Below are 26,523 nucleotides of genomic sequence, written 5' to 3' on the forward strand. Positions count from 1 at the left end.
TGATTCCCCAGTATTTTTTCTCAGCTGACTGTATGAATAACGACAGCGTTCCTTCAAAAAAGCACTGGGAAGCCCATATTCTGCGCGATCATCACGCGAATTTATGAAACATCCGGGCTGGGTGGTTATAATAATATTTAATATTATGGATTTTAGGGTGGGCGTTATGCGTTGGATAATGTTTTTTGGTATGTTAATGATGAACACGTTTAGTTGGGCATCAGACACTTGGCGTTCGCAAGTGGTCACTCAGTCGCTCAATGAAGTGGTGATTCAATTATCCCAGTCGTTTAGTGCCGAGGTCATTAGTCCGAACCATACCGCATTATCAAGCGAGCTCAATGCGCGCATTAACCGCATTCATCCTCGCCCAGGTGATCGGGTTAAATCCGGCCAAATCTTAGTTGAGCTGGACTGTCGCGACCAACAACTGCAACTTGAACGTTTAGCTGCGCAACAAAAACAAACCCAAGCCAACCTTGACTTAGCCGAGCGGCAGGTTTCTCGGCTAGCGCAATTACAAGCCCGAGACCTCACCAATCGCAGCCAGCTGGATGAAGCGCAAACCCAAGTCCAGCAACTTCAAGCCCAACAACAACTGCTCAATACTGAACAAACGATTACCCAACGTCAAATTAATCGCTGCCAAATTCGCGCCCCCTTTGATGGTGTGGTACTCGAACAAAAAGTGGGGCTAGGGCAATGGGTGAATGTGGGCATGCCATTGCTTGATCTACTGCAAACCCAGTCTGCTGAGATAGAAACTCAAGTGCCTTTTAATTGGCTACAAAACACCGAAATCACAACCAGGCCTGGTCAGCTGAATGCATTATTCCGTGCACAAGGCTTCGATGATCAGTCCGTTACGCTGTTACGCCAAGCGCCCAATATTGAACCCCGCAGTCGCTCAGTAAAACTCTGGTTCTCCTCTGACACCCCATTACCGATTGGTCTAAGTGGTCAGATTTTCCTCACCCAATCTCAAGCCTATTTACCTACCAGCGTGATTGTTCAACGTGGCGAGGATTTGGGTGTGTTTGTTGTAGAGAATAATCAACTGCAATTTCGCGTTTTACCCCAGGCGCAAGAAGGCCGCCCCCATAGCCTTCCAGCGGACTGGTCAAATGAAATCGAGATTGTCACCCAGGGCCAACAGCGCCTCAGACGCGAGTAACCTAACATGATGAAGCGTTTTATAAGTAACTCGGTTCTAGCTAACTTAGTGTTTGCGCTGGTGTTGGTCATTGGCGCTATGTCCTATATGGATATGCCACGTCAAAAAGACCCGACGATTAACTTTAACTGGATCATTATTGTCACCGCTTTGCCGGGTGCCAGCGCGGAGGACATTGAAACCCGCGTTACCCAGCCACTTGAAGATGCGTTGCGTAAGCTCAATGACGTCAATTTCGTATCAAGCACCTCGCGCGTCGGGCTATCAAATATCTTAGTACGCTTTCGTGATCTCGATGAACGCACCTTCGATAAACGTGTTAATGATTTACGCCGCGAAATTCAAAACAAACGCCCAGAACTGCCTGCCGATATAGTCGAACCCATGGTGATTGAAATTACCAGTGCGAATGCCTACCCCTCGGCCACCTTGGTATTAAAAGGTCAAGCCTTTGATGAAACACTACGCGCACAAGGTTATCAACTTAAACGCGAACTTGAACGCCTGCGCGGTGTGGATCGGATTGATACGATTGGACTCGAAAAGCCAGAACTGCAGGTGCGGATGGATTTTGAGCAGCTGGCGAATTTGGGACTTAGCCCGGCTTTAGTCGCCGATATGATTGCCGCCCAATGGCAAGACCAGGCGGCAGGCAAATTACGTGTCGGTCAAGAACAATGGCTTATTCGTCATATTGGGCAAAACCCGGATCCTCAGGCGCTATCGCAACTCCCCCTCCCTACAGCGCAAGGCGAGGTGTTGCTCGAAGAGGTCGCACAGATTCTACGCGCACGTCAAGATGCCACCCAAAAGGTATCGATGAACGATCAACCTGCGATTATGTTAGCCGTAATGAAATCCGGCTCAGCCAATACTCTCGAGCTGGTTGAGCGGCTTGAAGACTTTATCGATGACTACAACCAACAATATGACGCGCAGGGCCTCACCTTAACGTTAGCGGATGACCAAACTCAATCCACCCGCGATGCGATTTCCATGATGCAAACCAATGCACTGCAAGGATTGGCCTTTGTACTGCTTGTCAGCTGGTTGTTTTTAGGCTGGCGCATTGGTGTCTTAGTCGCGATGGCGATTCCGTTCTCGCTTACCGGTGTGTTTATTGTATTAAACATGACGGGGGAAACCCTGAACTTAACCGTACTCCTCGGTGTGATTATTGCGTTAGGCATGCTGGTGGATGTCGCTGTTGTCATGATTGAGGCGATGCACCAGCATATGCACCGAGGGCGCAATACGCTCGATGCAGCGATTGAGGCGATGCGCGAAGTCGGTTGGCCGCTGGTCGCTGCGGTGTTGACGACCATTGCCGCGTTTTTACCCCTGATGTTGCTGCCGGGTATTCTGGGCGATTTTATGCGCATTGTGCCGATGGTGGTGACCATTGCGTTAATCATTAGTTTGATTCAGGCCTTTTGGATGCTACCTTCACAAAGCCATGCGCTTCATCTCAAAGCCAACCAAAGCCACCACCTCAGCCCAGGGCGTGAGCGCCGTCTGATGAAATTGCGTAACCTTTATGGCCGCGCGTTAGTAAAAAGCTTTCGTCATCCTTGGCTTACCTTAATTATTCTGATTGGCGCGTTTTCTTCAGCGGTATATTTGGTGGCCTCAGAGCGAATTAGCACCAACTTTTTCGCCTCCGATACCCTAGAAATCTTTTACCTAAACGTTGAGCTACCGACGGGTACACCCTTGGAGAATACCCTTGCCACCACCCTAGAAGTTGAAAAACTGGCCCAGGCCTGGTTAAAACCCGAAGAAAAACGTGCGCTTGTGAGTTACGCCGGACAAATGTTTACCGAAACCGAACCGCTGATGGGTGAAAACTATGGTCAGGTATTTATCAGCCTATACCCAAAACAAGCCAATGGACGAACCATCGATCAAATCATTGATGGCTTGCGCGACCATGTTCAGACCCATGCGCCGATTCCAGCTGAAATTGGCGTGTTAAAACTCTCAGGTGGGCCACCCAGCTCCAAGCCCATTAGCGTCAAGGTGCGTGGCGATGATTACGACCAAATTGCCGCCGCCGTAGCCGACTTAACCCATGTACTTGAAAATACACCCGGCATCAAAGATATCCAAAACGATGCCACACTAGGAAGTCCACAACTCATCACACAGTTGAACATGAGCGCCATCAGTCGTGCTGGGCTTGACCCTATGACGGTGGTGCGCAGCCTAAGACTGCTCACCGATGGCGAAGTCGTCGCGCAAATGAATGATCGGGGGGAACAGGTCGATTTACGGGTACGCGCTGCCTTGCCGCAAACAGACGATATTGAGGCCTGGTTAGCTACCCAAATCGCCAGCCCAAGTGGTCAGCGGATTGCACTCGGCGAACTGGTGGATACTCAAATTCAACAGGGTTATGTCAGCCTGCGCCATCACAACTTTAGCCGCGCGATTACCCTAGAAGCCGATATCGATCGCAGCCAAATTGACACCCTTAGCGCCAATGCGATTTTGCAGGCGGCTTGGGAAGACTTAGCGCTCAATCACCCCGGCATAAATTTGGACTTTTCTGGTGAACTGGATGAAATCAACGAGTCACTGAATGCGATGTTGCTATTGTTTGTGATGGGGATTGGTTTGATGTATTTGATTCTTGGCGCCCAGTTTAGAAGCTACTTTCAACCCTTTATTATCCTCATCACCATTCCGATGGCGTTTACCGGTGTGGCTTATGGTTTATGGTTTAGTGGCTATCCACTGAGTCTTTACACACTCTACGGCGTTGTTGCGCTGTCTGGGATTGCCGTAAACTCGGCCATTGTATTGATATCAGCCGCCAATTCACGCCGAAATGATGGCATGTCACCGCTTCATGCGATTCTCTATGCCGCTCGCCGCCGTCTAGTACCGATTTTAATTACCACCTTCACCACGATGGCGGGTTTAATGGGCTTGGCAATAGGGTTAGGTGGCCATTCACTGATGTTCAGCCCCGTTGCCACCGCGATTGTTTGGGGTATCGGCGTATCGACACTTTTAACCCTGTTCACCATCCCACTAATCTACCGCCTAACCGCGCGCCAAAGAAGAACCTTATGAAATCAGGTAGCCACCATCGCCTGACATTAAATCAACAAGTTACAACAACTCATTTGGCGTATAATAAAACGGAAAAAATTGAATAAGGAGCTAAACTCTATGTACGCCATTGAATTTGAAGCCGATTTAAAAAGTGAATATGTGCGCATTCCTCAGTTTGAAAAACTCAAAAACAAGCATGTTAAAGTAATTGTTTTGGCAGACACTATTGAAAAGCCACATGGTAATAAAAACCTTAATAATTTGGCTGCGTATGACTTTTCAGACCTGGTAGGTAAACTTGAATGGCAGGGAGATGCTCTCACAGAACAAAAAGCACTGCGTGATGAGTGGTAAACGTTATTTTTTTGATACCAATGCCATTGTTGCCTTATTAACCCGGATATTTCATAAATTCGCGTGATGATCGCGCAGGATATTGGTTTCCCAGTGCTTTTTTCGAAGGAGCGCTGTAGTTATTCATACAGCCGACTGAGAGAAAAGTGCTGGGGAATCAATAGACCAGCGAGGGCGCGTGAACTTTATGAAATATCCGGGTTAAAAGGGCATCCTGAAGTTGTTGGCTTAGCCCATAAAGCAGATTTTATTGCTATATCAGTGATTAGTCGTCTTGAATTTTTTGCTTTTTCAGCGCTATCGCAACATGATAAACAGATGTTTACAGAATTTGTTTCGCGTGTAGAAGTGTTGAATCTTGAGATGGCGGATACCAAATTATTAGATGCGATTGCTGATATCCGAATCAAGCGTTCATTAAAGCTACCGGATGCCATTATTATGGCATCCGCTCAATCGTTAGACAGCGTGCTGGTCACAGCAGATGTAAAACTTGCCAAAGCAATGGAAAGCGCATCTTACCTGTTTAAACCCTATTGAAGAGCACGGTAATAATGGCATGTCACCGCTTCATGCAACTCTCAATGCCGCGCGCCAAAGAAGAATCGTGTAAAATCAGGCAGCCACCATCGCCTGACAATAAAAAAGGGGCTTTCGCCCCTTTTTAGTATTCTCTTAACCAGGCCTGGTTGGCCTGTGTTTTGAAGCTTATTGCTTAGCGTTTAGCGCGTGGTGCACCAGCGGGCTTGTTACGGCTTAGCTTTGGGCGTGGGCTAGATGCGTTTGCACCTGCACCCCCTTCACGCACCTCAGTTAAATCAGCAGGTTGGCCACAAATCCAAGTCTTTTTCAAAGTGGCTAATTGCGCCTTAGATAAATCCGCTGGCAAATCAACTAAACTAAAGCTATCTTGAATATTTAATTGACGAATCGATGAACCTTCAATACCGCCTTCATTCGCAATCGCACCAATAATGTTGCCTGGCTTGACGCCATTGGCAAAGCCAACATTAATGCGGTAACGCTTCATACCTGATTCAGGTGGACCGTCGGCACGTGGGCGACGCGGCGCACGCTCTGGGCGATCACCACCACGGCTATCACGGTCGTTGCGATCACCACGACCACGTGCTGGACGATCACGGCCAAAGTCGCGCGAACCGCGATCATCATCACGGAAGCTGGCCTGGCGCACGGGTTTGTCTTCTAAGAAGAAAGGCACGTCACCCTGAACTAGTTTTGCTAATGCGGCCGCAATTTCAAGCGCTGGGATATTTGAGGTTTGTTGCATATCCTCAATAATCTGCTGATAGAACTCCAAGCCTTCTTGCTCAAGCGCTTCCGTAATGCGTTGCTTGAATTTTTCTACACGCTGGTCATTGATATCTTGGGTGCTTGGTAGCGTTAGCATGTCGATTTTTTTATTCGTTGCACGCTCAATTTGCTGTAACAAACGACGCTCACGTGGCGCTACAAACAATATCGCATTACCTTCACGTCCCGCACGACCGGTACGCCCGATACGGTGAACATAGCTTTCGGTGTCATAGGGAATATCATAGTTAATAACATGGGTGATGCGATCCACGTCCAAACCACGTGCCGCCACATCGGTTGCAATTAAAATATCAATTTTGCCTTTTTTCAACTGATCAACAATACGTTCACGTTGGTTTTGGGCAATATCACCATTTAGGGCAGCGGCCGAGTAACCCCGCGCTTCGAGTTTTTCAGCCAGCTCAACCGTCGCAGTTTTAGTACGAACAAACACGATAATGCCATCAAACTCTGTAGCTTCTAAGATGCGTGTCATCGCATCGAGTTTATGCAAACCGCTAACCAACCAATAAGACTGGGTGATGGTTGAAGCCGTACCGGTTTTTTGTTTGATAATCACTTCAACCGGATTATTCAAATGCTTAGTGGCAATCTTATGCACTTCTTTTGGCATGGTAGCCGAAAACAAAGCAATTTGACGATTTTGCGGGGTTTGTTCGAGTACCCACTCCACATCATCAATAAAGCCCATGCGTAACATCTCATCGGCTTCGTCTAATACTAAAGCTTGTAGATTGTCTAGGTTCAATGTGCCTTTACGCATGTGGTCCATGACGCGCCCTGGCGTACCCACAACAACCTGTGCGCCACGCTTTAGCGCACGAATCTGGCCGCCATATTCCTGACCACCGTAAATAGGCAATACATGAAAGCCTTTCATGTGATGCGCAAAGCTTTGGAATGCTTCAGCAACCTGAATCGCTAATTCGCGGGTAGGGGCTAAAACAAGAATTTGAGGGTTGGTATTTTTGATATCAACCCGCGATAACAAAGGTAGGGCAAACGCGGCGGTTTTACCGGTACCGGTTTGCGCCATACCTAAAATATCACGGCCTTCTAAAATAGATGGAATCGCTTGGGCTTGAATCGGTGACGGGGTTTCATAACCGACATCTTTCAATGCCTGAAGTACTTGGGGAATGAGGTTAAAGCTTTCAAATGTAACATCAACAGTGGTTTCGCTCATAAAGATTTCCTTTAAATGATAATTAAATAAATGCTTAATGGCTCATTCAACGGAAAAACGGCTGTCTGGCATAAATCCCAAAGGATGCCTAAACGCCTAACAGGCAAAAGCAACACTGGACTGATGCAATAAGAAAGTTAAGAAATAGCGCATGAAAAAGGCCACTTAAAAGTTCCCGAGCTCCGTATGGCTCTCGGTCTAGCGAAATCAATCTGCGAATAAAAACAGAGATAATAAGTCGTCACTAATGAGAGAGCATGAGGTAAAGCACGGAAGATTATAAGTTATTAATAATTTTTATGCAAATTAAAGTTTTGTTCATTAGGGTAAGGGTGTCTTAAACCGGATATTTAGCTTTGCTTTCTTTGATTCATAAATTTCACGCAAAAATAGTCGGGCATTACGAGCGAAGCGCGGCAATTTCTTGAGGGGGAGTACAGTCGGTTTGAGATTCCGGCCTGCGCCGGAATGGCATAGAAACAACCCGTCATCCCGGCGCAAGCCGGGATCTTTGGAGGGCGCGGGCAGTTTGCGAGTGGTTTATTGGCCTCGCGTCCTGCTAATCTTAACGCGCCCGAATCTTGTAGCGTTTATTGATGAGATGCACCATATATAGGCTGGCTAAACCGAGTAGCAGTAACATTAAGGAGGGAATGGCGGCACGGTCATACAGCCCTTCTGAGCTGAGCTCATAAATACGAATCGCCAAGGTGTCCCAACCGTAGGGGCGTAGTAAATAGGTGGCGGGGAGTTCTTTCATGACATCCACCGCCACCATAAAGCCGGCAATCACCAGGCCTGGTTTTAAAATAGGGAAATAGACATCTGACACTAAGCGTGGTGTTGACGCGCCTAAACTGCGTGCGGCCTCGGTCATCGAAGGTGTAATCGTATCAAAGCTGCTTTCAACTGGGCCATACGCCACCGCCAAAAACCGCACCATATACGCCAACAACAAAGCAAACACGCCTGAGCTTAACCAAATGCCGGCGCCCGGCGCTACCAGCTCACCCAGATCAATAATCAACAGCATAATACCGACCGCCAACACCGAACCCGGTAGCGCATAGCCAAGGTTTGCAAATCGAATACCGACCTTGAGTGGCCAAGACAAACGTGCCTGCATGCGCACACTATTAACAATCACCGCCAAGCCCACGGTTAACAAGGCCGCACCAAAAGCCAGCATAAAGCTATTGCTAATCCAATCAAGATAGCGACTATCCCATTCTTCAACTAGCGTTTTGCTCGCCCAGATGAGCAGTTGGCTAACAGGTAAAATAAACGCCAAGAAAACTACGCTGCTGACTAAGGCCGTGACCAACCAGGCTTTCGCGCCCTTGAGTTTATAAGGGCGCGAATTCATCCGTTTGGTTGCATCATAACGCGCGCGTCCTCGGCTCCAGCGTTCAATTAGAATCAAAAGAACCGCAATACCGAGCAGGGCGGTAGAGAGTTGTGCGGCGGCTTGAAGTGAGCGGAAGTCTTCCCAAACACTGAAAATGCCGCTGGTGAGGGTGGAATAGTTGAAAATGGAGACGGTACCAAAATCGGCGAGGGTTTCCATTAATGCCAACATCACCCCGGCGGCAATTGCTGGACGCGCAAGCGGAATGGATACATGCCAGAGCACTTGATAAGGGTTATAACCCAACAACCGCGCGCTCTCAATCAAGCCGTTGCCTTGACTATAAAACGCATTACGCGCCAGCATATACACATAAGGATAAAGTACCAGCGTCATCACGATGATAATGCTCAGGCTGCCTTGGCGTATATCCAGGCCTGACCAGCCAAAGGTATCACGCAAAAAACTTTGAACCGGTCCGGGAAAATCAAATAACCCCAAATACACAAACCCCAGTACATAGGCCGGAATCGCAAAGGGTAAAAACAACATCCACTCTAACCATTTTCGCCCTGGGAACTCACACATGGTGACAAACCAAGCCATAACCACACCCAGTAGCGTTACGCCGATGGCGACACCCAGCAGCAACCAAAGGGTATTACCCACTAAAGTCCAAAGCAGGGTGTCATAGAGGTGTTGCCAAATTTCGGTGTTGGGTTCAAACCAAGCGCTTAATAAACGCAAAAGGGGCAAGCTGATTAAAATAATCAGTGCCCACAAAGAAATTTGCCAAATCGTTTTCGAGTTCATCTCGTTATTCTAAACGATTTGAACTCTAAAAATGACAAGACAATTATTCATAACCCACGCGGTTGATTAACATGGTGGCTTTTTGCTGGAGCACACCGACTTGACGCAGGTTAAGTTGGTCTTGCTTATACTCACCCCAAGCGGCGACTTGAGGGTCAAGCTTAATTGTTGGATTCGCCGGATATTCACGATTTAGCGCGCCATAGGTCTGCTGCGCCGTTTCAGAGGATAGCCACTCAATCAGCTTGCGTGCATTATTGGGTTGACTAGCGTGCTTTAGAATACCTGCACCTGAGACGTTAATATGGGTACCGGTGGTGTCTTGGTTAGCCCAAGCGAGTTTGAGGGGCGTATTCGGGGTATCGGCTTCTAAGCGGCCATAGTAATAGGTGTTCACCAAGCCGACATCACATTGCCCTGCTAGAATCGCCTCCATCACATGTACATCACGTGCGGTGGGTTTCGTCGCCAGATTATTCACCCAACCACTCAAGACTTCGGCGGTTTTGGGTTCACCATGACGATCAATCATCGCCGCAACTAATGATTTGTTATACACCGAACCTGATGTACGCAAACATAAGCGGCCTTGCCATTTTGGATCGGCCAGGTCTTCATAGCTGGTTAACTGGTTAGGTTGGATTTTGTCAGAATGATAGACAAAGGTGCGGGCGCGAACGGATAAACCTGTCCAAAGTTGATCGGGGTCGCGCAAGTGCGCAGGGATATTGTTTTCAACGATAGAACTGTTAAGGGTTTGAAACAGACCTTGATCAGCGGCATACCACAGATTACCCGCATCCACCGTCATTAAAATATCGGCCGGTGAATTCGCGCCTTCGGCACGCAAGCGTTCAATCAGCGCATTGGCACGTCCTGTCTGAAACTGCACTTCAATGCCCGTTTCAGCGCTAAATTGGTCAAACAGTGGTTTAATTAAATGCTCAGCACGCGAAGAATAAACCACCACCTTGTTATCTTCTTGCTGAATGCCTTCTGATGATGGGGTAGCCGAATCATTAGAACAGGCGGTTAAACCTAAAATGCTGGTCGTTAACAGTGTAGCCAGTATCTTCTTCACAATAATATCCTAAGTGTTAAATATAATTATTACTATTTAATAAAATAAAAAAAGCCTGAACAAACAGGCGTTTTTTAACTAAATTAAGCGGCGTGTTGCATGGTGCCAAGTAGGCAGCTTTCTAAGGTGCCATAACGATCACACATTAGCTGTGCTTCACGGAAGGTATGTGTGACTAAAATCGCAGCGGTATTTTGCTGTTTGAGTAATTGACGAATTTCAACCGCTAAATGTTCACTCAGTGTGGTGTCTAGGTTAGAAAAAGGTTCATCAAATAAAATGAGACTCGGTTTAGGTGCTAATGCACGCGCTAGCGCAACACGTTGTTGTTGACCGCCCGATAACTCATGCGGATAACGACCTTCAAGTCCTTGAAGCTGAATCAACTCAATCAGTTCAGCAACGCGAAGTTTGCGTTCGGTTTTTGACAGCTTGTTAATACCAAAAGCAATATTTTGCGCCACACTCAGATGCGGGAACAGCGCATTATCCTGAAACATCATGCCCACACCGCGTTTTTCAGGCGGAATGGTGCATTGACAGCTGGCGAGGCAGCTATTATTTAAACAAATTTCGCCTTTGGCAATTTCAACAAAGCCGGCTATCGCTCTTAACAGGGTGCTTTTACCGCATCCACTAGGGCCAAGGATACCGACAATTTCGCCCGCTGCAATATCAAGATTAAACTGGTCTAGCACGGGGGTTTTGTTATAAACGACTTGAATATCACTGAGTTTTAACATGGTTGAAACCTAATGCTGTGTTGTTAGTGTCTAATTTAAAATAAATGATAGTAATTTGCAATAGCAAGATGACAAATATTTACCGCTGGGATTGATTGATATCTCCCTTTACAATCAAAACCTAACCAGGCCTGGTTAAGTTACAGGGCAAACGTATCTTAAGTAGATAGTAAATCAACAACTTACAACTTGTGCATCGCGAGATTAAAAAAATAACGCGTCATTGCGAGGCCGAAGGCCGTGGCAATCTCTGGCAGACTGTGCGCGCGCTTGAGAGATTGCCGCGTCGCTGCGCTCCTCGCAATGACAGTTTTTCCTCTTAACCCGGATTTTAATCTCGTTCCCACGCTGTGCGTGGGAATGCAGACCGATTTAACCTATGAAACAGCGCTCGAACCCAATTCCAAGGCGCTCAACGTGGGAGCGAGATTTGGTTATAAGTTGTTGATTTATTTTTGCTTAAGATGCGTTTGCCCTGGGTTTAGTTATAGTTTTCATCTAAATTTCAACAAAATGCACTTTTAACGGGTTAGAATTAGCTCAACCAAAATTAATGTTTAATAGCGAGGTGGTCTATGAAGTTTGTTGCATTGGTGGTGATTACTTCTGCGGAATGTGAATCCGAAGTTAAAAATATGGCCAAAGAAGTCGGTGCTGTTGGGGCGACTATTATGGAGGCGAAGGGCAGCGGTGCGGAAGAAAAACGTTCGTTTTTTTCTTTGACTTTTGAAGGTAATCGTAGTGTTTTACTATATATTTTGGAAGAAGGACTTTCAAGAAAGGTGTTAAGAAGGTTAAAACCTTATTTTGATAGCCCTAATAACGATGGTTTGGCATTTACCTCACCGATTAATCATATTGTTGGGTTAGATAAAGCCATGTTACATAAATTTGAAATGAATATTGAACAAGAGGAGCGTTTGTAATGTCTGATAAAAAAATTCTAGTTGAAGATGTAATGAAGACGCATGTAATTACAGTCAAGCCGCATGCAACTGTGAAAGAAGCGATGCAGTTGATGAAGAAGCATGGGTTGAAATCTTTGGTGGTCGAAAAGTGTTCTGCCAGTGATGCCTATGGAATTATAACTAACTCACAAATTTTGCAACCCATTTTAGTGGAAGACGGCGATATTGAACTTTTGAATGTGTTTGATGTCTATAGCAAACCCGCTTTTTCGGTATCCTCTAAAATTGATATCAAATATGCTGCTAAAACTATGTTGGATTTAAATGTAAAGCGTGTTTTAGTGACTGACAATAATGAATTAAAAGGTGTTCTGAGCGTAACGGATTTAAATGATTATTTAATGTCAATGGTAGATTAGACTTGTTATGATTGAAATTTTTAAACAGCTGCAACACGCGCTTTTTGAGTCGTTGCGCAATATCTTACCTATCCTGATTATTATTATCGGTTTTCAGCTTTTAGTGTTTCAAACACTACCCGATAATGTGCTATCGATTGCTATAGGTTTTGTGATCGTTATTATTGGGGTGGCGTTTTTCCTAGTTGGCTTGGAGGTTGGGGTGTTCCCGCTGGGGAATTCCCTGTCGAACGAGTTTCTACAAAAACGCTCGGTGGTATTGTTTACGCTTTTTGGTTTTGCGATTGGGTTTTCCGCGTCGATTGCCGAACCCGCGATAATCGCGGTCGCGTTGCAAGCTGAAGAAATCACCCAGGGTGAGATTAATGCCTTTACCTTGCGTTTGATTATTGCCTGCTCCGTGGGTGCAATTACCGCATTTGGTATCGTTCGCGCCTTGTTTGGCTGGTCTGTGTCTAAGATCATTATTTCGGGCTATATTCTTGTTCTAGTGATTACCTACTTCACGCCAAAAGAAATTATCGGCTTAGCCTATGACTCAGGTGGGGTGGCGACCAATGTGGCGACCGTGCCGCTGATTGTGGCGATTGGCATTGGTATTGCCTCGTCGATTCGCGGTCGCAGTGTATTGCGTGATGGTTTTGGCTTCGTGGCGCTGGCGGCGATTACACCGATGATCAGTATTCAGCTGTATGGCATTTTTGCACTGGGTGATGATCTGAGTATGCTGGGGGTGGGTTATGAAAAACCGATTGAAGAAGCCTATTCACTGGCTGATTTTGCACCGATGGTGGTTTTAGCTGGCATATTGGATACCTTTTTGAATATCCTGCCGATTTTAATCACGATTTTTATCTTCCAGTTTTTGGTATTGCGTAAACGCTTACCGAATCTATCGCGTGTGGTGATAGGGTTTGTTTTCCTAGTGATTGGTCTTTATGGCTTTATACTCGGGATTAAATTAGGTTTGTTCCCAATTGGTGAATCGATTGCGGGCAACTTGGTGGATATGAATAGCCTGTTCTTTATTTTCTTGTTTGCGTTCTTGGTGGGCTTTGGCACCACCATGGCCGAACCCGCGCTGGTGGCGGTGATTAAGCAAGCCGACAAGTATTCGGAATTGAGTTTAAATGTCACCCTGATCCGCGTGTTAGTCGCGGTCGGTGTGGGCTTGGGCATTCTGCTGGGCACTTACAAAATCGTCAATGGCATGGATATTTGGTTAATGATTACCCTGCTTTATGGTTTTGTGGTGCTGCTGGTGTTTTTTGCGCCAAGGGAGATGCACGCGTTTGCGTTTGACCTTGGCGGGGTGACGACGTCCGAGATCACGGTGCCGCTGATTACCGCATTTGGGATTTATTTGGCGACCAATATTGAAGGGCGTAATATTTTAATGGATGGCTTTGGCTTGATAGCGTTTGCTTCAGTATTCCCCATGATTACGGTACTGGGATACAGCATTTTCGCTCAATGGATGACCAAACGCAAAGCGCGGATAGGATAAAAACGGATTTTGAATTTAAATGACGCTAGTTTGACATGCTATTAGGTGGTGTATAAATATGTATTAGGAGGTTATTTTTATGACGCAAGATAAAACTACGGTAGGAACAAAGCCGTTGAATTGGCATGCTCGAAATGCCAATGAAGCACTCAAACATTTTACGACGAGTGAGGAGGGCTTAGAACCTGCTGATGCCCAGAAGCGCCTAGATGAGTTTGGGCCTAATCGGATCGAAACCAGTCAACGAAGCGGCCCACTGGTGCGTTTGTTGCGTCAGTTTAATAATATCCTTATCTACATATTGGTTGCCGCAGCGATTGGTACGGCTTTTTTAGAACACTGGGTGGATACCTTTGTTATTTTGGCGGTGGTGTTAATCAATGCCAGTATTGGTTTTGTGCAAGAGGGCAAAGCCGAACAGGCGCTGGATGCAATCCGAAATATGCTGTCGCCTCAGGCGGTGGTGTTGCGCGATGGACAGCGTATAACGATTGAAGCCGATCAACTGGTGCCGGGTGATATTGTTTTACTTCAAGCGGGCGATAAAGTGCCGGCGGATTTACGTTTGATTGATACACGTAGTTTACGCATTGAAGAAGCGGTTTTGACCGGGGAATCGGTTCCGGTTGAAAAGCGCAGTGAAACGGTGGCAACCGAATCAGATTTGGGTGATCGCTTTTCGATGGCTTATTCAGGTACATTGGTTAACTTTGGCCGTGGCCGTGGGGTGGTGGTAGCCACTGGCGAACAAACTGAAATTGGCCGAATTAGCGCTATGCTATCTAAAGTGGAAACCATTAGCACACCGTTACTGCGTCAAACCGCAGAGTTTGGCCGCATCCTTTCTATCATAATTGTGATCCTATCCGCGCTTATCTTTGCATTTGGTTATTGGGTGCGTGACTATGCGGCGGCGGAGATGTTCCTTGCTGCAGTGAGTTTGGCGGTTTCGACCATTCCTGAAGGTTTACCGGCGATTATGACCATTACCCTCGCAATCGGGGTGCAAAAAATGGCGCGGCGCAATGCGATTATTCGTCGCTTACCTGCGGTTGAAACCCTAGGCGCAGTGACCACCATCTGTTCAGATAAAACCGGTACGTTGACACGCAACGAAATGACGGTTCAGGCTTTAATAACCGCAGATGGTGAATACCAGGTTTCTGGCGTGGGTTATGCGCCACAGGGCGCTATTGAGCGTGATGGTCATATGCTTGAGTTGGAACAAGCTGGACCTGCATTGGCGCAAGGCTTGCGTGGCGCGTTGTTATGTAATGATAGCTGGTTGGTTGAAAAAGACGGTGATTGGCAAGTCAATGGTGATCCGACTGAAGGCGCATTGTTAGCCGCGGCGATGAAGGCTGGGCTTGATTCACAGACAGAATCAGATAGTTTTCCTCGAACAGACCTGATCCCATTTGAGTCGGACCACAAGTTTATGGCGACCTTGCATCATGATCATGAAGGGCATGGCTATATCTTTATCAAAGGCGCACCGGAGCGCGTTCTTGCTATGTGCAACTATCAGCGTACGGATAAGGGTGATCTGCCGATTGACGCTGATTTTTGGCACCAAGCGATGGAAGGGCTTGCGGATCGTGGGCAGCGAGTCTTAGCGATTGCCGTTAAAAAAGTACCGATGCAACAAGTTGAATTAACTTTCAAAGATGTTGAAGAAGGTGCCGTATTGCTAAACCTGTTTGGCATAATCGACCCGCCAAGAGAAGAAGCGATTCGAGCAGTAGCTGAATGTCATCAAGCGGGTATTTCTGTCAAAATGATTACCGGTGATCACTCGGCTACGGCACGGGCGATAGGGTTACAGCTGGGCATTGGTGATGGAAAAACCGCCATTACAGGCCAAGAAATTGAACAAATGGATGACGAGGCATTACGTCGTGTCGTGACTGAGGTAGACATTTTTGCACGTACCAGTCCGGAACATAAACTAAGATTAGTCCAGGCATTGCAGGCTGAAGGTCATGTCACCGCGATGACTGGTGATGGGGTTAATGACGCCCCAGCGCTTAAGCGGGCAGATGTTGGAATTTCGATGGGGCGTAAGGGCACTGAAGCCTCTAAAGAAGCCTCTGAAATGGTGTTGGCTGATGATAACTTTGCGTCTATTGCCCATGCAGTCAAAGAAGGACGCACGGTTTATAACAATATTCGTAAATCGATTTTGCATATGCTGCCGACCAATGCGGGGCAGTCGTTAACGATTATTTTTGCCATTTTACTGGCACACCAATTACCGTTGACGCCAGTACAAGTGCTTTGGGTTAATATGGTGACCTCGGTGACCTTGGCAATGGCGCTCGCGTTTGAACCTACCGAGCCAGGGGTGATGAGTCGCCATCCTCGACGACCTGATATGCCGTTGCTATCTGGACTGATGTTATGGCGTATTCCGTTTGTTGCGTTGTTACTTTGGGCCGGTACTTTTGGGCATTTTGTTTATATGGAAATGCAGGGTGTGATGGATGAATATGCACGCACCGTTGCGATTAACACGCTGGTAGCGGGTCAGTTATTCTATTTGTTTAATCTTCGCTATATTGATCAATCGGTATTGAGCTTTAATGGAATTTTTGGCAGTAAGGCGATGTGGATTGCGGCAGGGGTATTAGTCGTGCTTCAGTTGGCATTTACCTATGCGCCCTTTATGAATACCTTGTTTGGTACAACACCGATCAGTGCTGAAGACTGGGTGCGTATTCTACTGTTTGGTATACTGGTATTTTTTGTAGTTGAGTTAGAAAAATTAGTGCGCAGACGCTTTTTTGCGACAGCTTAACTAAACACGGAAGCCAGCGCCATGCTAAAAGCTAGCTAGCGCAACAATAGCTGTACTCTGTGTTGATGAATCAAGTATCCAATTAGAAAAGAAAAATTTGTATGGAAAAAAAACCAATTCGTTATCACCAAGTCGTTCAAAAAGAGCGATTTGAAACCCATTCTATTCGTTATAACGAATTGGTTGAAACACCTGATTCTGCTTTTCAAAAAATAAAACTTAGTCGCTATGATGCTTGGCGATTACTTAAACCCTATATTTCTGAACGTTTAGGCGACCAGCTTCGTGCCGTTTTGCCTTTATCTATTTACCTCGTTTTATTTCAACTTATTATCCTACGTCAGCCGATTGTCGATGCCGGTATTATTACTGCAGGCCTGGTGGCGGTGGTGATCGGTTTAATGCTGTTTATCGAGGGGTTAAAACTCGGTTTAATGCCGTTTGGCGAAACCATAGGGAATAAACTGCCGCAAAAATCCAGTTTACCAGTCTTGTTGTTGGTGACGTTTTTACTGGGTATTGGGGTGACTTTTGCCGAACCCTCCATTGGTGCATTGAAAGAAGCGGGCGCAAATGTGGTTGCGCAGGATGCGCCTTATCTCTACGCGATGCTCAATATTTATACCGAAACACTGGTGTTAATGGTGGGCGTGGGCGTCGGGTTGGCGGCGTTGATTGGTACGTTGCGGTTTATTTATGACTGGAGCATTAAACCGCTGATTTTTGCTTCGGTGATTCCAACTCTTGCTTTGACAATCTATATCGCATTGAATCCGGAATTGAGCAGTGTGATTGGCTTGGCTTGGGATAGCGGTGCGGTCACCACTGGACCGGTTACTGTGCCCCTAGTCTTAGCCTTAGGAATTGGTATTGCGGCGGCGGCGGGTAGCGGTAAGCAATCAATGAGTGGGTTTGGTATTGTGACCTTGGCCTCGTTATTCCCGATTCTAGCGGTGTTGATGTTGGCGTTGTACGTGCATTCCGCGATCAGTGTCGATGAAATTCTTGCACATGTGTCTGATATTGAGGTTTTTGAACCGGCTTGGTATCAGATGACGCCCTCCGTCGAGATTATTAATGGGTTGCGTGCGATTGTGCCCTTAATTGCCTTTTTAGGGCTGATTTTGGTGTTTTTGCTGCGTGAGAAGCTTGCGAATAGTCGTGTGATTATGCTGGGTTTGGGTTTGACTGTTATAGGGATGATTATCTTTAACTTAGGTTTAAGTTATGGGCTTGCCATGCTGGGTACGCAAACCGGTTCAACCATTCCGGCGGCCTTTGCTGAACTTCAAGGTATCGAGGGTTCACCGTTTTATTGGTATGGCTTGGGCATTGCGATTACCTTATTGTTTGCCTATTTATTGGGCTTTGGCTCAACACTGGCCGAACCCGCCTTGAATGCCTTAGGTATGACGGTTGAAACCCTCACCAACGGAGCATTTAAAAAGCAAGCGCTCATGTATGCAGTGGCCGTAGGCGTGGGGGGCGGTATTGCGCTGGGTGTCGCAAAGGTGATTTTTGATTGGTCGTTGATTTGGTTGATTTTGCCAGGCTATCTTTTAGCGATGATGTTAACCGTTATTTCCGATGAAAAATACGTCAATATTGCTTGGGATAGCGCGGGGGTGACAACCGGACCGGTGACCGTGCCTTTAGTATTAGCGATGGGCTTGGGTTTAGGGTTGGCCGTGGGGGCGGTTGAAGGTTTTGGTATCTTAGCCTTGGCATCCATTGGCCCTATTATCACCGTGCAACTGACAGGCCTGGCGATACGGTTAAAAGTCTATTGGCAAGAAAAACGCCTGCAAGTGTTAAATGCCGAATAATCACTGCTTAAAACAGCCTTAATTTAGAGGGAACGGGAATGAGTGTTGAAAAGAAAATAACTATCTTAACCGGCGTATCGCTGATTACCTGCATGGTGCAAAAAGGCAAGGGTGATCAGATTGTGGCGGCAGCGCGTGCGGCTGGGGCGCAGGGTGCTTCCATTCATTACGGACGCGGTGCCGGGGTGCGAGATCGTCTTGGGTTATTGAGCATAACGGTTGAAGCCGAAAAAGAAGTGATTCAAATTATGGTGTCAGAGGAACAAGAAAAAGAAGTTTTTGTGCGCATGTATGAGGCAGGCCAATTGGATACACCTGGCATGGGCATTATGTATATCACTAAGCTGGATAAAGCCGCGGCCTATATTCCACCGCATATTTTGCAGCGTATTGAACAATCCCATCACCCTCGCTAGGAAACCACTATGAATCCGATGCTGACCCAACCTATAACCCTGATTGGCGCAATTATTACGCAAGGTACTTCAACGCAGGTGCTTGGACATATCGAACCCGATTATATTCTTGCTACCGAGTTTTTAACCGTGCGCAATGAGCAAACCACAGGGGCTTACGATAGTTGGGAAGACATGGATTTGCTCAAGGTGATTGTGCCCGCTGAATATGCTGAACAGGTGTTTGAGGAACTCTACACCCTTGCTAAGATTGAGCAAACCGAAGGCGCGTATATGTACCAGCATCCGTTAACAGGTTGTACCGATTACCAACTGCCCGATTTACCCGCTGAAGGGATACCGACCGAAGCCTTAGCAGATATGCAACTTGCCAACGAACTCGGCCTTAGCGAAACCGACATTCAAAACCTAAAACGCCTCGTCGAAAACCAGGCTTAAGTCGGGTTAAACCTAATAGGTTCTTAAGTTTTGTTTGATGAGTAGCTGGAGCACTTCAAATTTAACCGGTTTATGAATATAGCCTACTGCACCGATATGGGTGACTTCACTGGCCATATCTATGTCACCGTGACCAGACATGACGATACAAGGCAGTGTGGCATTGGCTGATTTTTTGAGGGTTTTAACCAGTGTTAAACCATCCATTTTTGGCATGCGTACATCGGTAATTAACATATCGGGGGTGCTCAGCTCAATTTTATCAAGCGCTTCCAACCCACTCAGTGCGGTCTCAATCTGGTAACCCACCGACTCTAATCGCCACCGTAATACTTTTAAAATGGCTTGTTCATCATCCACTAATAATAGTTTAGTCATCTTGGTTATCCGTCATTTTGTGGGGAATATGGAGTATAAAACGCGCCCCTTTTGCAAGTTCGCTTTCTATAATAAGTTCAATTTTTAGCTCATGTAAAATGTTATCGACAATCGATAATCCGAGCCCCGTACCATCGCCAGCTTCTTTGGTGGTAAAAAAGGGGTCAAGGCAATGCTGACGTGTGGTTTCATCCATACCGCAACCGTTATCTTCAATAATGAGCGTAACTTTTTGTTGATCACACTGGAGCTTAATGGTGATTTTGGGGTTTAGGTGATGTGTTTTTTCGAGTGCTTGGCGTGCATTGGTTAGTAGATTGACAAGTACTTGCTCAAACTTTTGAATCTCGACTTTAATTTCTGGGCAACCGGTATCTATCTGTTCAACCAGTGTAATCCCTTGAATTCTAAAAGGCTCTCTAAAAAATCCTAAGGCATTGTTCAAGGGGGTATGTGCGCTTATCCATTGTTTTTCTGTGCTTTTTTGTCGAGAAAATGAGCGCATGTTATCAATAATAAGACTGGCTCTATCAACCTGGTCAATCATATCTTGTGCCATTTCAACCTCAAATGCATCGGGGTTCTGACGCGATAGGGTTTGCTTAATACCCTCGGCACCTAAGCGTATAACGGCAAGCGGTTGATTAATTTCGTGCGCGATACCGGCGGCCATCTCTCCTAATGATTTTAAGCGGCTGGCATGTGCCATTTGCGCTTGATAAGCCAGTTTAGATTCCGCTATTTTGAGTGCCTGTACATCCTTTATAACCACCAAAAACTGACTAGACAGCGCTTGATCTGGGTCAATAAAGCGCGAACAGGTTAATAGCCCATAATGACCGGTTTGATGGCCTGTTTTAATTTTAACTTCAATAAGGTTTTGCTGTAGCTCTTGCGTTGGCTGTTTGATGAGGTTCATTAAGGGCTGTTGTGTTTTTTCAGCTGTTACAAATTGCTGAATAAATAAGTTATCAGGCGCATTGTTAAATATATTAAGGTCTGCAGAGGCGGCTTGGTTAGCATTTATAATGCGGCCTTGATCATTAATGACCAGCACCCAGTCTTGTAGGGTGTTAAGAATTTTTTGATTGTATTCATTCGCTTTTTTCAGTGCATCTTGTGTGTTTAGGTTTGCAATAAATAGCCGGCGTGTGCTGAACCAAATGACAAGCAATAACAATACGAGCACGCCTAAAAATAGAAAGAATTTTTGTGTGATATCATTAATCATGCGCTGATAGTTAACAGGGTTAATCAGAAAACGTACATTCGCAATCAGTTCGTTGGTGCTGTTGCAATAAAGCTGTTTGCTGATCTCAAAGCAATGTTTACACTGGGTTTTTCCCCGTTGGAGTGGACGCGTATGGTGCGGAAATAAATCAGGGTTAAATTCGATTTTCAAGCCCTTAATATAGGGCTGTTGATATTGCTCGCTTGAGTAAAGTAGTATTTTGCTTATTTCACGCTGTAACAAAAAAGCATCTTCAATCACCTGCCGCTGCATTAGGTCTTGGCTAATGGAGTTAATTAATAAGGCCGATTGATTTTGCGCTTCTTGGTGAAGTCTTGGCTGCAAAATATTATAAAAATAACTGAATGCAATTAAAATGAGAACGAGCGTAACGCTAATAAAAATAAGGCTTAATTGGCCATGTTTTTTGGGTCGGTTATTAGGGTTCATAGAGGGCTGATACCTGAACAAAAAAAGGCTTAAGAAATATGTTTTTTGCTTCAATTTGTTTTAAATTTAATCGGGGGCGGACTTGATGGCTAATCAAAATACTGGTGTCGACCCCTTTTTCAAGCGCACTCATAAAGGGTGAAAAGCTTAGCATGTTGTTGTTATTGATATGGTCTAACAGTCTTTTGTTGTGTAGCGCAGGGTGGCAGATAAACACAAAACCATAATGATCGGCTGTTAAAAAAGCTTGCTGTGAGATAACGCGAATAGGTTGCTTGACTTTTTTACGTAGTTGTTCAGCGATAATCTGTGCGTGTGCTGCATTTTTATCATATACAACGGCAATAGTAGCGTGTACAGGAGGCTGTTCGACAGCCGCAACAAGCGCTGGAAAAACCTCGGTTCCCACCCACAGTAAGTTCTCATCGCGTTGATTTAACGCCATGCTGGTGCTGGTGTATAGGCTCATTACAAGCCAAATAAGAAAGATCTTTAACGTTTTAATGACGTTTTTCCACGGTATAAATAAGTATTTATTATATAGAAAAATAATTGGAATAGTGTGAATTTATGAGGAGGTTTACCTATTTTGAGAAAATGGATCCTCAAAATAGGTTGGAACGAGGCTAATTAGCCTTGTGCTAACGCAGCGCGTTTTTTCTCAACAAGATTATGAATAATCGGCGACATCAATAAATCCATCGCTAATACCATATGCTCAGAGTTATAAACTAAGGTTTCTGGCGTTTGCAACCAAGCGCCTGGAATTTTGTCACACACGGCTTGTAAATCGACATCTTTAAGACGAACATGAGTCACCATCAATGAGTTCTTAGGCTCAGGTACTAAGGCCGCTTCGTCTTTCAAGGTTGAAAACGGATCAGAGGTATCCACTAAGGGTACACGGTGGAAGTTGATGTGGGTACGGTGGAACTGCGGTACAACATACTCAATGTAGTCTTCCATACGCTCTAAAATCACATCACGAACCTGACCGACTGAATAAGGACGCTCAGAGGTGTCACGGTAAATTTTTTGCATCCATTCAATGTTAACGACAGGACATACGCCAATACCTAGATCAACATATTGTGCAACGTCATGCATGCCTTCTGCTGGGCCATGGTCTTTACGCTTAACCATGCCATGTAAACCTTCATAGAATAGGACATCGGTACCTTCAGGAATATCTTCCCAAGGGGTAAATTCACCGGGCTTAAGGTCTGTACCTAAACGCGCGTTTAATTCCGCGGCTTCTTCGTCGCTGTGGATGTAATAACGACGTTTGCCTGTGCCGGTTTTACGATATTGAGCAAACAACTCTTCTAGCTTACCAAATTCATTGGCATGTTCTGAAAAGTGAGTTAATACGCGTGAACATGCATCCGCTTTGCTTGCCGCTACTTTTTCGCGCATGGTCATACGGTCGTATTTATGAAAACTGTCGCCTTCGATAATCGCGGCATTCAGGTTCTCACGTGCAAAAATTTGTTCTACAGCACGTTTAACGAATGATGTACCGGCACCAGATGAACCTGTGACCGTTACGATAGGGTGAGTTGCAGACATAATGCCTCCTTTCTTAGTGAAATAAGCAGGCTGGATCACCAGGCCTGCTTGCTATAAATTAAAACGTAAAACGATTACCACTTAAACCATAAGATTCTAAGGTCTTAAACATCAATATTTTCGGCTTTGAGTGCATTGCTTTCAATAAAATCACGACGTGGCTCTACATGGTCACCCATTAGTGTAGTGAATACCTGATCAGCCTCAATCGCATCTTGCACTCTAACTTGTAACAAACGGCGGGATTCAGGGTTCATCGTGGTTTCCCAGAGTTGTTCTGGGTTCATTTCACCTAGACCCTTATAGCGTTGTACGCTTTGGCCACGCTTCGCTTCATTCAGCAACCATTCTAAAGCGTCTTTAAAGTTATCAACCGGCTGTTGTTTGTCGCCACGTTGAACATAAGCCGATTCGGTGAGCAACCCTTGTAGGGTTTCACTGAGTTTTGCCATTGCGGCATATTCAGGTGATAGAATAAATTCCTCACCATACACTTGGGTGCTTAGTGTGCCGTGCTCACGTTGACCTAAGCGTAATTGAAATTTTGCATCGCCATCTAAAGCGGGTTCAACGCTAAGGGTGTAGCTGACTTTCTGCAATTCCCCGATGGCTTGAAGGCGTGGCTCAAGGTTTTTTGCCCATAAGGTTAGCGCGTCAAAATCATTCATCAGCGCGATGTTGAGCGCATCGGCATCAGTTAATAGGGTCAAAAAGGTTTGACTAAACCGACGCGATAAACGACCAATAATACGTTTAACCTGCAGATATTGCTTGGCGACCTGCTCTAGCGCGACTTCTTTAATGCTTGGGCCGTGATCCGATACCCAGAGCGCGGCATCGTTCAACGCGCTGTTTAATAGATAGCCTTCTAGTTCAGCGTCATCCTTTAAATAGGTTTCTTGTTTGCCTTTTTTCACTTTATAAAGCGGTGGTTGGGCAATATAGATATAGCCGTTTTCAATTAACTCCGGTAGCTGACGGTAGAAGAAGGTAAGCAATAGGGTACGAATGTGCGAACCATCGACGTCGGCATCCGTCATAATAATGATGCGGTGATAACGTAATTTAGCAATGTTGTACTCATCAGGACCGATGCCGCAACCCAGTGCGGTAATCAGTGTGCCGACTTCGGCAGAGGATATCATCTTATCGAAACGCGCGCGCTCAACGTTTAAAATTTTACCTTTCAGCGGCAAAATAGCCTGACGGCGGCGATCACGGCCTTGTTTGGCTGAGCCGCCAGCGGAGTCACCCTCCACCAGGTAAAGTTCGCTAAGCGCGGGATCTTTTTCTTGGCAATCGGCTAGCTTACCAGGCAAGCCGGCAATATCCAGCGCCCCTTTACGGCGTGTCATTTCACGCGCTTTACGCGCGGCTTCACGTGCGCGGGCGGCATCTACAATCTTGGCAAACACCGCTTTGGCTTCGTTGGGGTTTTCCATTAGATATTCAGCGAGCTTTTCATTCATCGCGGTTTCAACGGCGGTTTTCACCTCAGAAGACACTAGTTTGTCTTTGGTTTGTGATGAGAATTTTGGATCAGGTACTTTAACCGAGATTACCGCCGCTAAGCCTTCGCGGGCATCATCACCCGATACGTTGATCTTGAATTTTTTGTTAAGACCTTCTTTTTCAATATAACTATTGAGTGTGCGCGTGAGTGCTGCGCGGAAGCCAGATAAATGGGTACCACCATCACGTTGCGGAATATTGTTGGTGAAACAAACAATCGATTCTTGGTAGGATTCAGACCACTGCATTGCCACTTCGACCGTAATATCATCTCGCATGGTGGTGAAATGGAATGCCTTGGCGTTAATCGGTGTTTTGTTGTGGTTGATAAAATCAACGAATGCCAAAATACCGCCTTCATATTGAAACACTTGCTTGCGGTCATCACGCTTGTCAATCAGCTCAATATAAACCCCTGAGTTTAAGAAAGACAGTTCACGCAAGCGTTTTAGCAGTTGGTCAAAGTTGTATTCGGTGATGGCAAAAATCTCAGCACTGGGTTTAAAACGTATTTCAGTACCGGTTTTATCCGAGTCAGCCACAGCGGTTAAAGGTGCTTGGGGAACCCCAAGATGATAGGTTTGTTTCCAGACTTTACCGTGACGGTGAATGGTTAGATTTAACTCTTCGGAGAGCGCGTTGACCACGGAAACGCCCACACCGTGTAAACCGCCAGAGACTTTATAGGAGTTATCGTCAAACTTACCACCCGCGTGCAATACCGTCATAATGACTTCCGCCGCTGATACGCCTTCTTCTTTATGGATGTCGACTGGAATACCTCGGCCGTTATCAGACACCGATACCGAGCCATCAGTATGAATGGTTACTTTGATAATGTCACAATGCCCAGCGAGCGCCTCGTCTATCGCGTTATCGACTACCTCAAACACCATGTGGTGAAGACCCGAACCATCATCGGTATCCCCGATATACATACCCGGACGCTTACGTACAGCGTCAAGACCTTTTAAGACTTTTATGGATGAAGAATCATATAACTTAGGTTCGATAGTATTTTCTGACATAGCGCTTTGACTTTGGTTATAAAAATAATCTGGTGATTTTACCACAATTTTTGCAAAACCGTTTTAGTTGGTTTTGCTTGACCGCAATCAAAAGTGCCGGCTATCTGATCACAACACTCGTTCCCACCTCATCCCGGCGAAGGCCAGCATCGCCATCGACAGCAAAAACCTCAAGCTATCCCAACCCAAGTGGGGATGAGATACAAGCGAGCCAGCACGCCTTCTGTTTTAACCCGGATGTTTGAACCATGATAATAACGGTAATGACATCAAAAACAAAGCGTACTCAGCGCGATTATTCCCTTGCCTTTAAATTAGCCATTTTCAATACAGCAATCCGAACATCCATAGCGGGATGGTATGGTGGTGACCCACTTCAATGTTATCAAGCGCAAGATAGCTAGCGTCGAGCGATTTAATTTGTTTTTTGGTTTTGCCCGCGCCGCCTATTTCAAAGAGAGTGTGTTCATCGATAATAAAGTCGGCTTGGTGATGATAATGCACCTGATGCTGATGGCAGGGCAATCGCACTACATGAAGTATTGACAATTACACAAAAATAAATTGCTCTATTAAACAAGAAATATCAAAGTTAGCACGTTTTTTGCATGAGTTATTCTTTTTAACACGCGGAAATAACACATCATGCTTGCTAACCCTCAACCCTTTTTTGACCAAATTGCCGATCCACGTCGTGAGACAAAAAACAAACGACATAACCTCTCCGATATCCTAACCATCACCTTATGCTCCGTGCTTTCTGGTATGGATGATTGGCATGCCATTGCCATGTTTGCACGTGCTAAGGAGGCTTGGTTTAAACGTTTCTTAGCCCTACCTAATGGGATTCCCTCGCACGACACCTTTGGTCGGGTGTTTTCACTTATTGATCCAAACGCCTTTGAATCCGCCTTTATTGATTGGGCTCAGCAAAGCTATAAGATGAG

22 protein-coding genes are annotated in these 26,523 nt (G+C 45.9%); 12 read left to right on the forward strand and 10 right to left on the reverse strand.

Annotated features, from left to right (window positions below; all coding sequences use genetic code 11):
- The first annotated feature begins 166 nt into the window (after positions 1-166).
- From NA59_RS04885 to NA59_RS14770, 4 genes are all read left to right on the forward strand, one after another.
- Positions 167-1,174, forward strand: coding sequence for an efflux RND transporter periplasmic adaptor subunit (locus NA59_RS04885; RefSeq protein ID WP_083944961.1), 1,008 nt, complete (start codon positions 167-169; stop codon positions 1,172-1,174).
- A 6-nt stretch (positions 1,175-1,180) separates the two neighbouring features.
- The gene (locus NA59_RS04890; RefSeq protein ID WP_044408833.1) at positions 1,181-4,252 is read left to right on the forward strand and encodes an efflux RND transporter permease subunit; all 3,072 of its coding nucleotides are present in this window, start codon (positions 1,181-1,183) and stop codon (positions 4,250-4,252) included.
- 99 nt (positions 4,253-4,351) lie between these two features.
- Complete coding sequence (locus NA59_RS04895; RefSeq protein ID WP_044408836.1) at positions 4,352-4,588, forward strand: hypothetical protein; 237 nt, start codon at positions 4,352-4,354, stop codon at positions 4,586-4,588.
- 66 nt (positions 4,589-4,654) lie between these two features.
- The gene (locus tag NA59_RS14770) at positions 4,655-5,128 is read left to right on the forward strand and encodes a PIN domain-containing protein (RefSeq protein WP_083944953.1); all 474 of its coding nucleotides are present in this window, start codon (positions 4,655-4,657) and stop codon (positions 5,126-5,128) included.
- 175 nt (positions 5,129-5,303) lie between these two features.
- Here the strand turns inward: NA59_RS14770 and NA59_RS04905 are convergent, their stop codons facing one another.
- The 4 genes from NA59_RS04905 to NA59_RS04920 form a co-directional block, all read right to left on the reverse strand.
- The gene (locus NA59_RS04905; RefSeq protein WP_044408839.1) at positions 5,304-7,112 is read right to left on the reverse strand and encodes a DEAD/DEAH box helicase; all 1,809 of its coding nucleotides are present in this window, start codon (positions 7,110-7,112) and stop codon (positions 5,304-5,306) included.
- A 565-nt stretch (positions 7,113-7,677) separates the two neighbouring features.
- Positions 7,678-9,273: an ABC transporter permease gene (locus tag NA59_RS04910; protein ID WP_044408842.1), complete on the reverse strand. Its 1,596-nt coding sequence runs from the start codon at positions 9,271-9,273 to the stop codon at positions 7,678-7,680.
- A 43-nt stretch (positions 9,274-9,316) separates the two neighbouring features.
- Entirely contained in the window at positions 9,317-10,354 is a 1,038-nt protein-coding gene (locus tag NA59_RS04915) for an extracellular solute-binding protein (protein ID WP_083944954.1), read from the reverse strand.
- Between the two features lie 83 nt (positions 10,355-10,437).
- The gene (locus NA59_RS04920; RefSeq protein WP_044408845.1) at positions 10,438-11,097 is read right to left on the reverse strand and encodes an ABC transporter ATP-binding protein; all 660 of its coding nucleotides are present in this window, start codon (positions 11,095-11,097) and stop codon (positions 10,438-10,440) included.
- Between the two features lie 575 nt (positions 11,098-11,672).
- Here NA59_RS04920 and NA59_RS04925 point away from each other — a divergent pair.
- From NA59_RS04925 to NA59_RS14260, 7 genes are all read left to right on the forward strand, one after another.
- On the forward strand, positions 11,673-12,023 hold the full coding sequence (locus NA59_RS04925; protein ID WP_044408849.1) for a P-II family nitrogen regulator: 351 nt from the start codon (positions 11,673-11,675) through the stop codon (positions 12,021-12,023).
- Complete coding sequence (locus NA59_RS04930) at positions 12,023-12,424, forward strand: CBS domain-containing protein (RefSeq protein ID WP_083944956.1); 402 nt, start codon at positions 12,023-12,025, stop codon at positions 12,422-12,424. Before NA59_RS04925 ends, NA59_RS04930 begins: the two co-directional genes overlap by 1 nt.
- Before the next feature lie 7 nt (positions 12,425-12,431).
- On the forward strand, positions 12,432-13,931 hold the full coding sequence (locus tag NA59_RS04935) for a DUF1538 domain-containing protein (RefSeq protein ID WP_044408851.1): 1,500 nt from the start codon (positions 12,432-12,434) through the stop codon (positions 13,929-13,931).
- 79 nt (positions 13,932-14,010) lie between these two features.
- The gene (locus tag NA59_RS04940; protein WP_044408854.1) at positions 14,011-16,728 is read left to right on the forward strand and encodes a cation-transporting P-type ATPase; all 2,718 of its coding nucleotides are present in this window, start codon (positions 14,011-14,013) and stop codon (positions 16,726-16,728) included.
- Positions 16,729-16,829: 101 nt separating this feature from the next.
- Complete coding sequence (locus NA59_RS04945) at positions 16,830-18,554, forward strand: DUF1538 domain-containing protein (protein ID WP_044408857.1); 1,725 nt, start codon at positions 16,830-16,832, stop codon at positions 18,552-18,554.
- Between the two features lie 38 nt (positions 18,555-18,592).
- Complete coding sequence (locus NA59_RS04950) at positions 18,593-18,970, forward strand: P-II family nitrogen regulator (protein ID WP_044408860.1); 378 nt, start codon at positions 18,593-18,595, stop codon at positions 18,968-18,970.
- A 9-nt stretch (positions 18,971-18,979) separates the two neighbouring features.
- Positions 18,980-19,408 carry a hypothetical protein gene (locus NA59_RS14260; RefSeq protein WP_052501470.1) on the forward strand — a complete coding sequence of 143 codons (429 nt, stop codon included), beginning with the start codon at positions 18,980-18,982 and terminating at the stop codon, positions 19,406-19,408.
- Between the two features lie 12 nt (positions 19,409-19,420).
- Here NA59_RS14260 and NA59_RS04960 read toward each other — a convergent pair whose 3' ends face one another.
- From NA59_RS04960 to NA59_RS15050, 6 genes are all read right to left on the reverse strand, one after another.
- Positions 19,421-19,786, reverse strand: a complete 366-nt coding sequence (locus NA59_RS04960; RefSeq protein WP_052501471.1) for a response regulator — start codon at positions 19,784-19,786, stop codon at positions 19,421-19,423.
- On the reverse strand, positions 19,779-21,467 hold the full coding sequence (locus NA59_RS04965; RefSeq protein ID WP_044408863.1) for a PAS domain-containing sensor histidine kinase: 1,689 nt from the start codon (positions 21,465-21,467) through the stop codon (positions 19,779-19,781). Before NA59_RS04965 ends, NA59_RS04960 begins: the two co-directional genes overlap by 8 nt.
- Positions 21,457-21,936 carry a hypothetical protein gene (locus NA59_RS04970; RefSeq protein ID WP_044408866.1) on the reverse strand — a complete coding sequence of 160 codons (480 nt, stop codon included), beginning with the start codon at positions 21,934-21,936 and terminating at the stop codon, positions 21,457-21,459. The genes NA59_RS04965 and NA59_RS04970 overlap by 11 nt, the downstream gene beginning before the upstream one ends.
- Positions 21,937-22,097: 161 nt before the next feature.
- Positions 22,098-23,036 (reverse strand): phosphoribulokinase, encoded by a 939-nt coding sequence (locus tag NA59_RS04975; protein WP_044408869.1) that lies wholly within the window; start codon positions 23,034-23,036, stop codon positions 22,098-22,100.
- 104 nt (positions 23,037-23,140) lie between these two features.
- Positions 23,141-25,576 (reverse strand): DNA topoisomerase (ATP-hydrolyzing) subunit B, encoded by a 2,436-nt coding sequence (gene gyrB / locus NA59_RS04980; RefSeq protein ID WP_044408939.1) that lies wholly within the window; start codon positions 25,574-25,576, stop codon positions 23,141-23,143.
- A gap of 324 nt (positions 25,577-25,900) precedes the next feature.
- Positions 25,901-26,125: a hypothetical protein gene (locus tag NA59_RS15050; RefSeq protein ID WP_198401052.1), complete on the reverse strand. Its 225-nt coding sequence runs from the start codon at positions 26,123-26,125 to the stop codon at positions 25,901-25,903.
- Positions 26,126-26,221: 96 nt separating this feature from the next.
- On the opposite strand from NA59_RS15050, the gene NA59_RS04990 reads away from it, so the two are divergent.
- A partial coding sequence (locus NA59_RS04990; RefSeq protein ID WP_044408875.1) for an ISAs1 family transposase occupies positions 26,222-26,523 on the forward strand: 302 nt, incomplete at its 3' end.

It is taken from the genome of Thiomicrospira microaerophila, from assembly GCF_000934765.1.
Taxonomy (GTDB): Bacteria; Pseudomonadota; Gammaproteobacteria; order Thiomicrospirales; family Thiomicrospiraceae; genus Thiomicrospira; species Thiomicrospira microaerophila.

Bases quoted from the DNA above. Each gene is read 5' to 3' on its own strand.
- NA59_RS04920 (WP_044408845.1), bottom strand. From the start codon at position 11,097: ATGTTAAAACTCAGTGATATTCAAGTCGTTTATAACAAAACCCCCGTG.
- NA59_RS04935 (WP_044408851.1), top strand. From the start codon at position 12,432: ATGATTGAAATTTTTAAACAGCTGCAACACGCGCTTTTTGAGTCGTTG.
- NA59_RS14260 (WP_052501470.1), top strand. From the start codon at position 18,980: ATGAATCCGATGCTGACCCAACCTATAACCCTGATTGGCGCAATTATT.
- NA59_RS14770 (WP_083944953.1), top strand. From the start codon at position 4,655: ATGATCGCGCAGGATATTGGTTTCCCAGTGCTTTTTTCGAAGGAGCGC.
- NA59_RS04975 (WP_044408869.1), bottom strand. From the start codon at position 23,036: ATGTCTGCAACTCACCCTATCGTAACGGTCACAGGTTCATCTGGTGCC.
- NA59_RS04905 (WP_044408839.1), bottom strand. From the start codon at position 7,112: ATGAGCGAAACCACTGTTGATGTTACATTTGAAAGCTTTAACCTCATT.
- NA59_RS04885 (WP_083944961.1), top strand. From the start codon at position 167: ATGCGTTGGATAATGTTTTTTGGTATGTTAATGATGAACACGTTTAGT.
- NA59_RS04940 (WP_044408854.1), top strand. From the start codon at position 14,011: ATGACGCAAGATAAAACTACGGTAGGAACAAAGCCGTTGAATTGGCAT.
- NA59_RS04945 (WP_044408857.1), top strand. From the start codon at position 16,830: ATGGAAAAAAAACCAATTCGTTATCACCAAGTCGTTCAAAAAGAGCGA.
- gyrB (WP_044408939.1), bottom strand. From the start codon at position 25,576: ATGTCAGAAAATACTATCGAACCTAAGTTATATGATTCTTCATCCATA.
- NA59_RS04960 (WP_052501471.1), bottom strand. From the start codon at position 19,786: ATGACTAAACTATTATTAGTGGATGATGAACAAGCCATTTTAAAAGTA.
- NA59_RS04970 (WP_044408866.1), bottom strand. From the start codon at position 21,936: ATGAGCCTATACACCAGCACCAGCATGGCGTTAAATCAACGCGATGAG.
- NA59_RS04950 (WP_044408860.1), top strand. From the start codon at position 18,593: ATGAGTGTTGAAAAGAAAATAACTATCTTAACCGGCGTATCGCTGATT.
- NA59_RS04965 (WP_044408863.1), bottom strand. From the start codon at position 21,467: ATGAACCCTAATAACCGACCCAAAAAACATGGCCAATTAAGCCTTATT.
- NA59_RS04890 (WP_044408833.1), top strand. From the start codon at position 1,181: ATGATGAAGCGTTTTATAAGTAACTCGGTTCTAGCTAACTTAGTGTTT.
- NA59_RS04895 (WP_044408836.1), top strand. From the start codon at position 4,352: ATGTACGCCATTGAATTTGAAGCCGATTTAAAAAGTGAATATGTGCGC.
- NA59_RS04910 (WP_044408842.1), bottom strand. From the start codon at position 9,273: ATGAACTCGAAAACGATTTGGCAAATTTCTTTGTGGGCACTGATTATT.
- NA59_RS04925 (WP_044408849.1), top strand. From the start codon at position 11,673: ATGAAGTTTGTTGCATTGGTGGTGATTACTTCTGCGGAATGTGAATCC.
- NA59_RS04930 (WP_083944956.1), top strand. From the start codon at position 12,023: ATGTCTGATAAAAAAATTCTAGTTGAAGATGTAATGAAGACGCATGTA.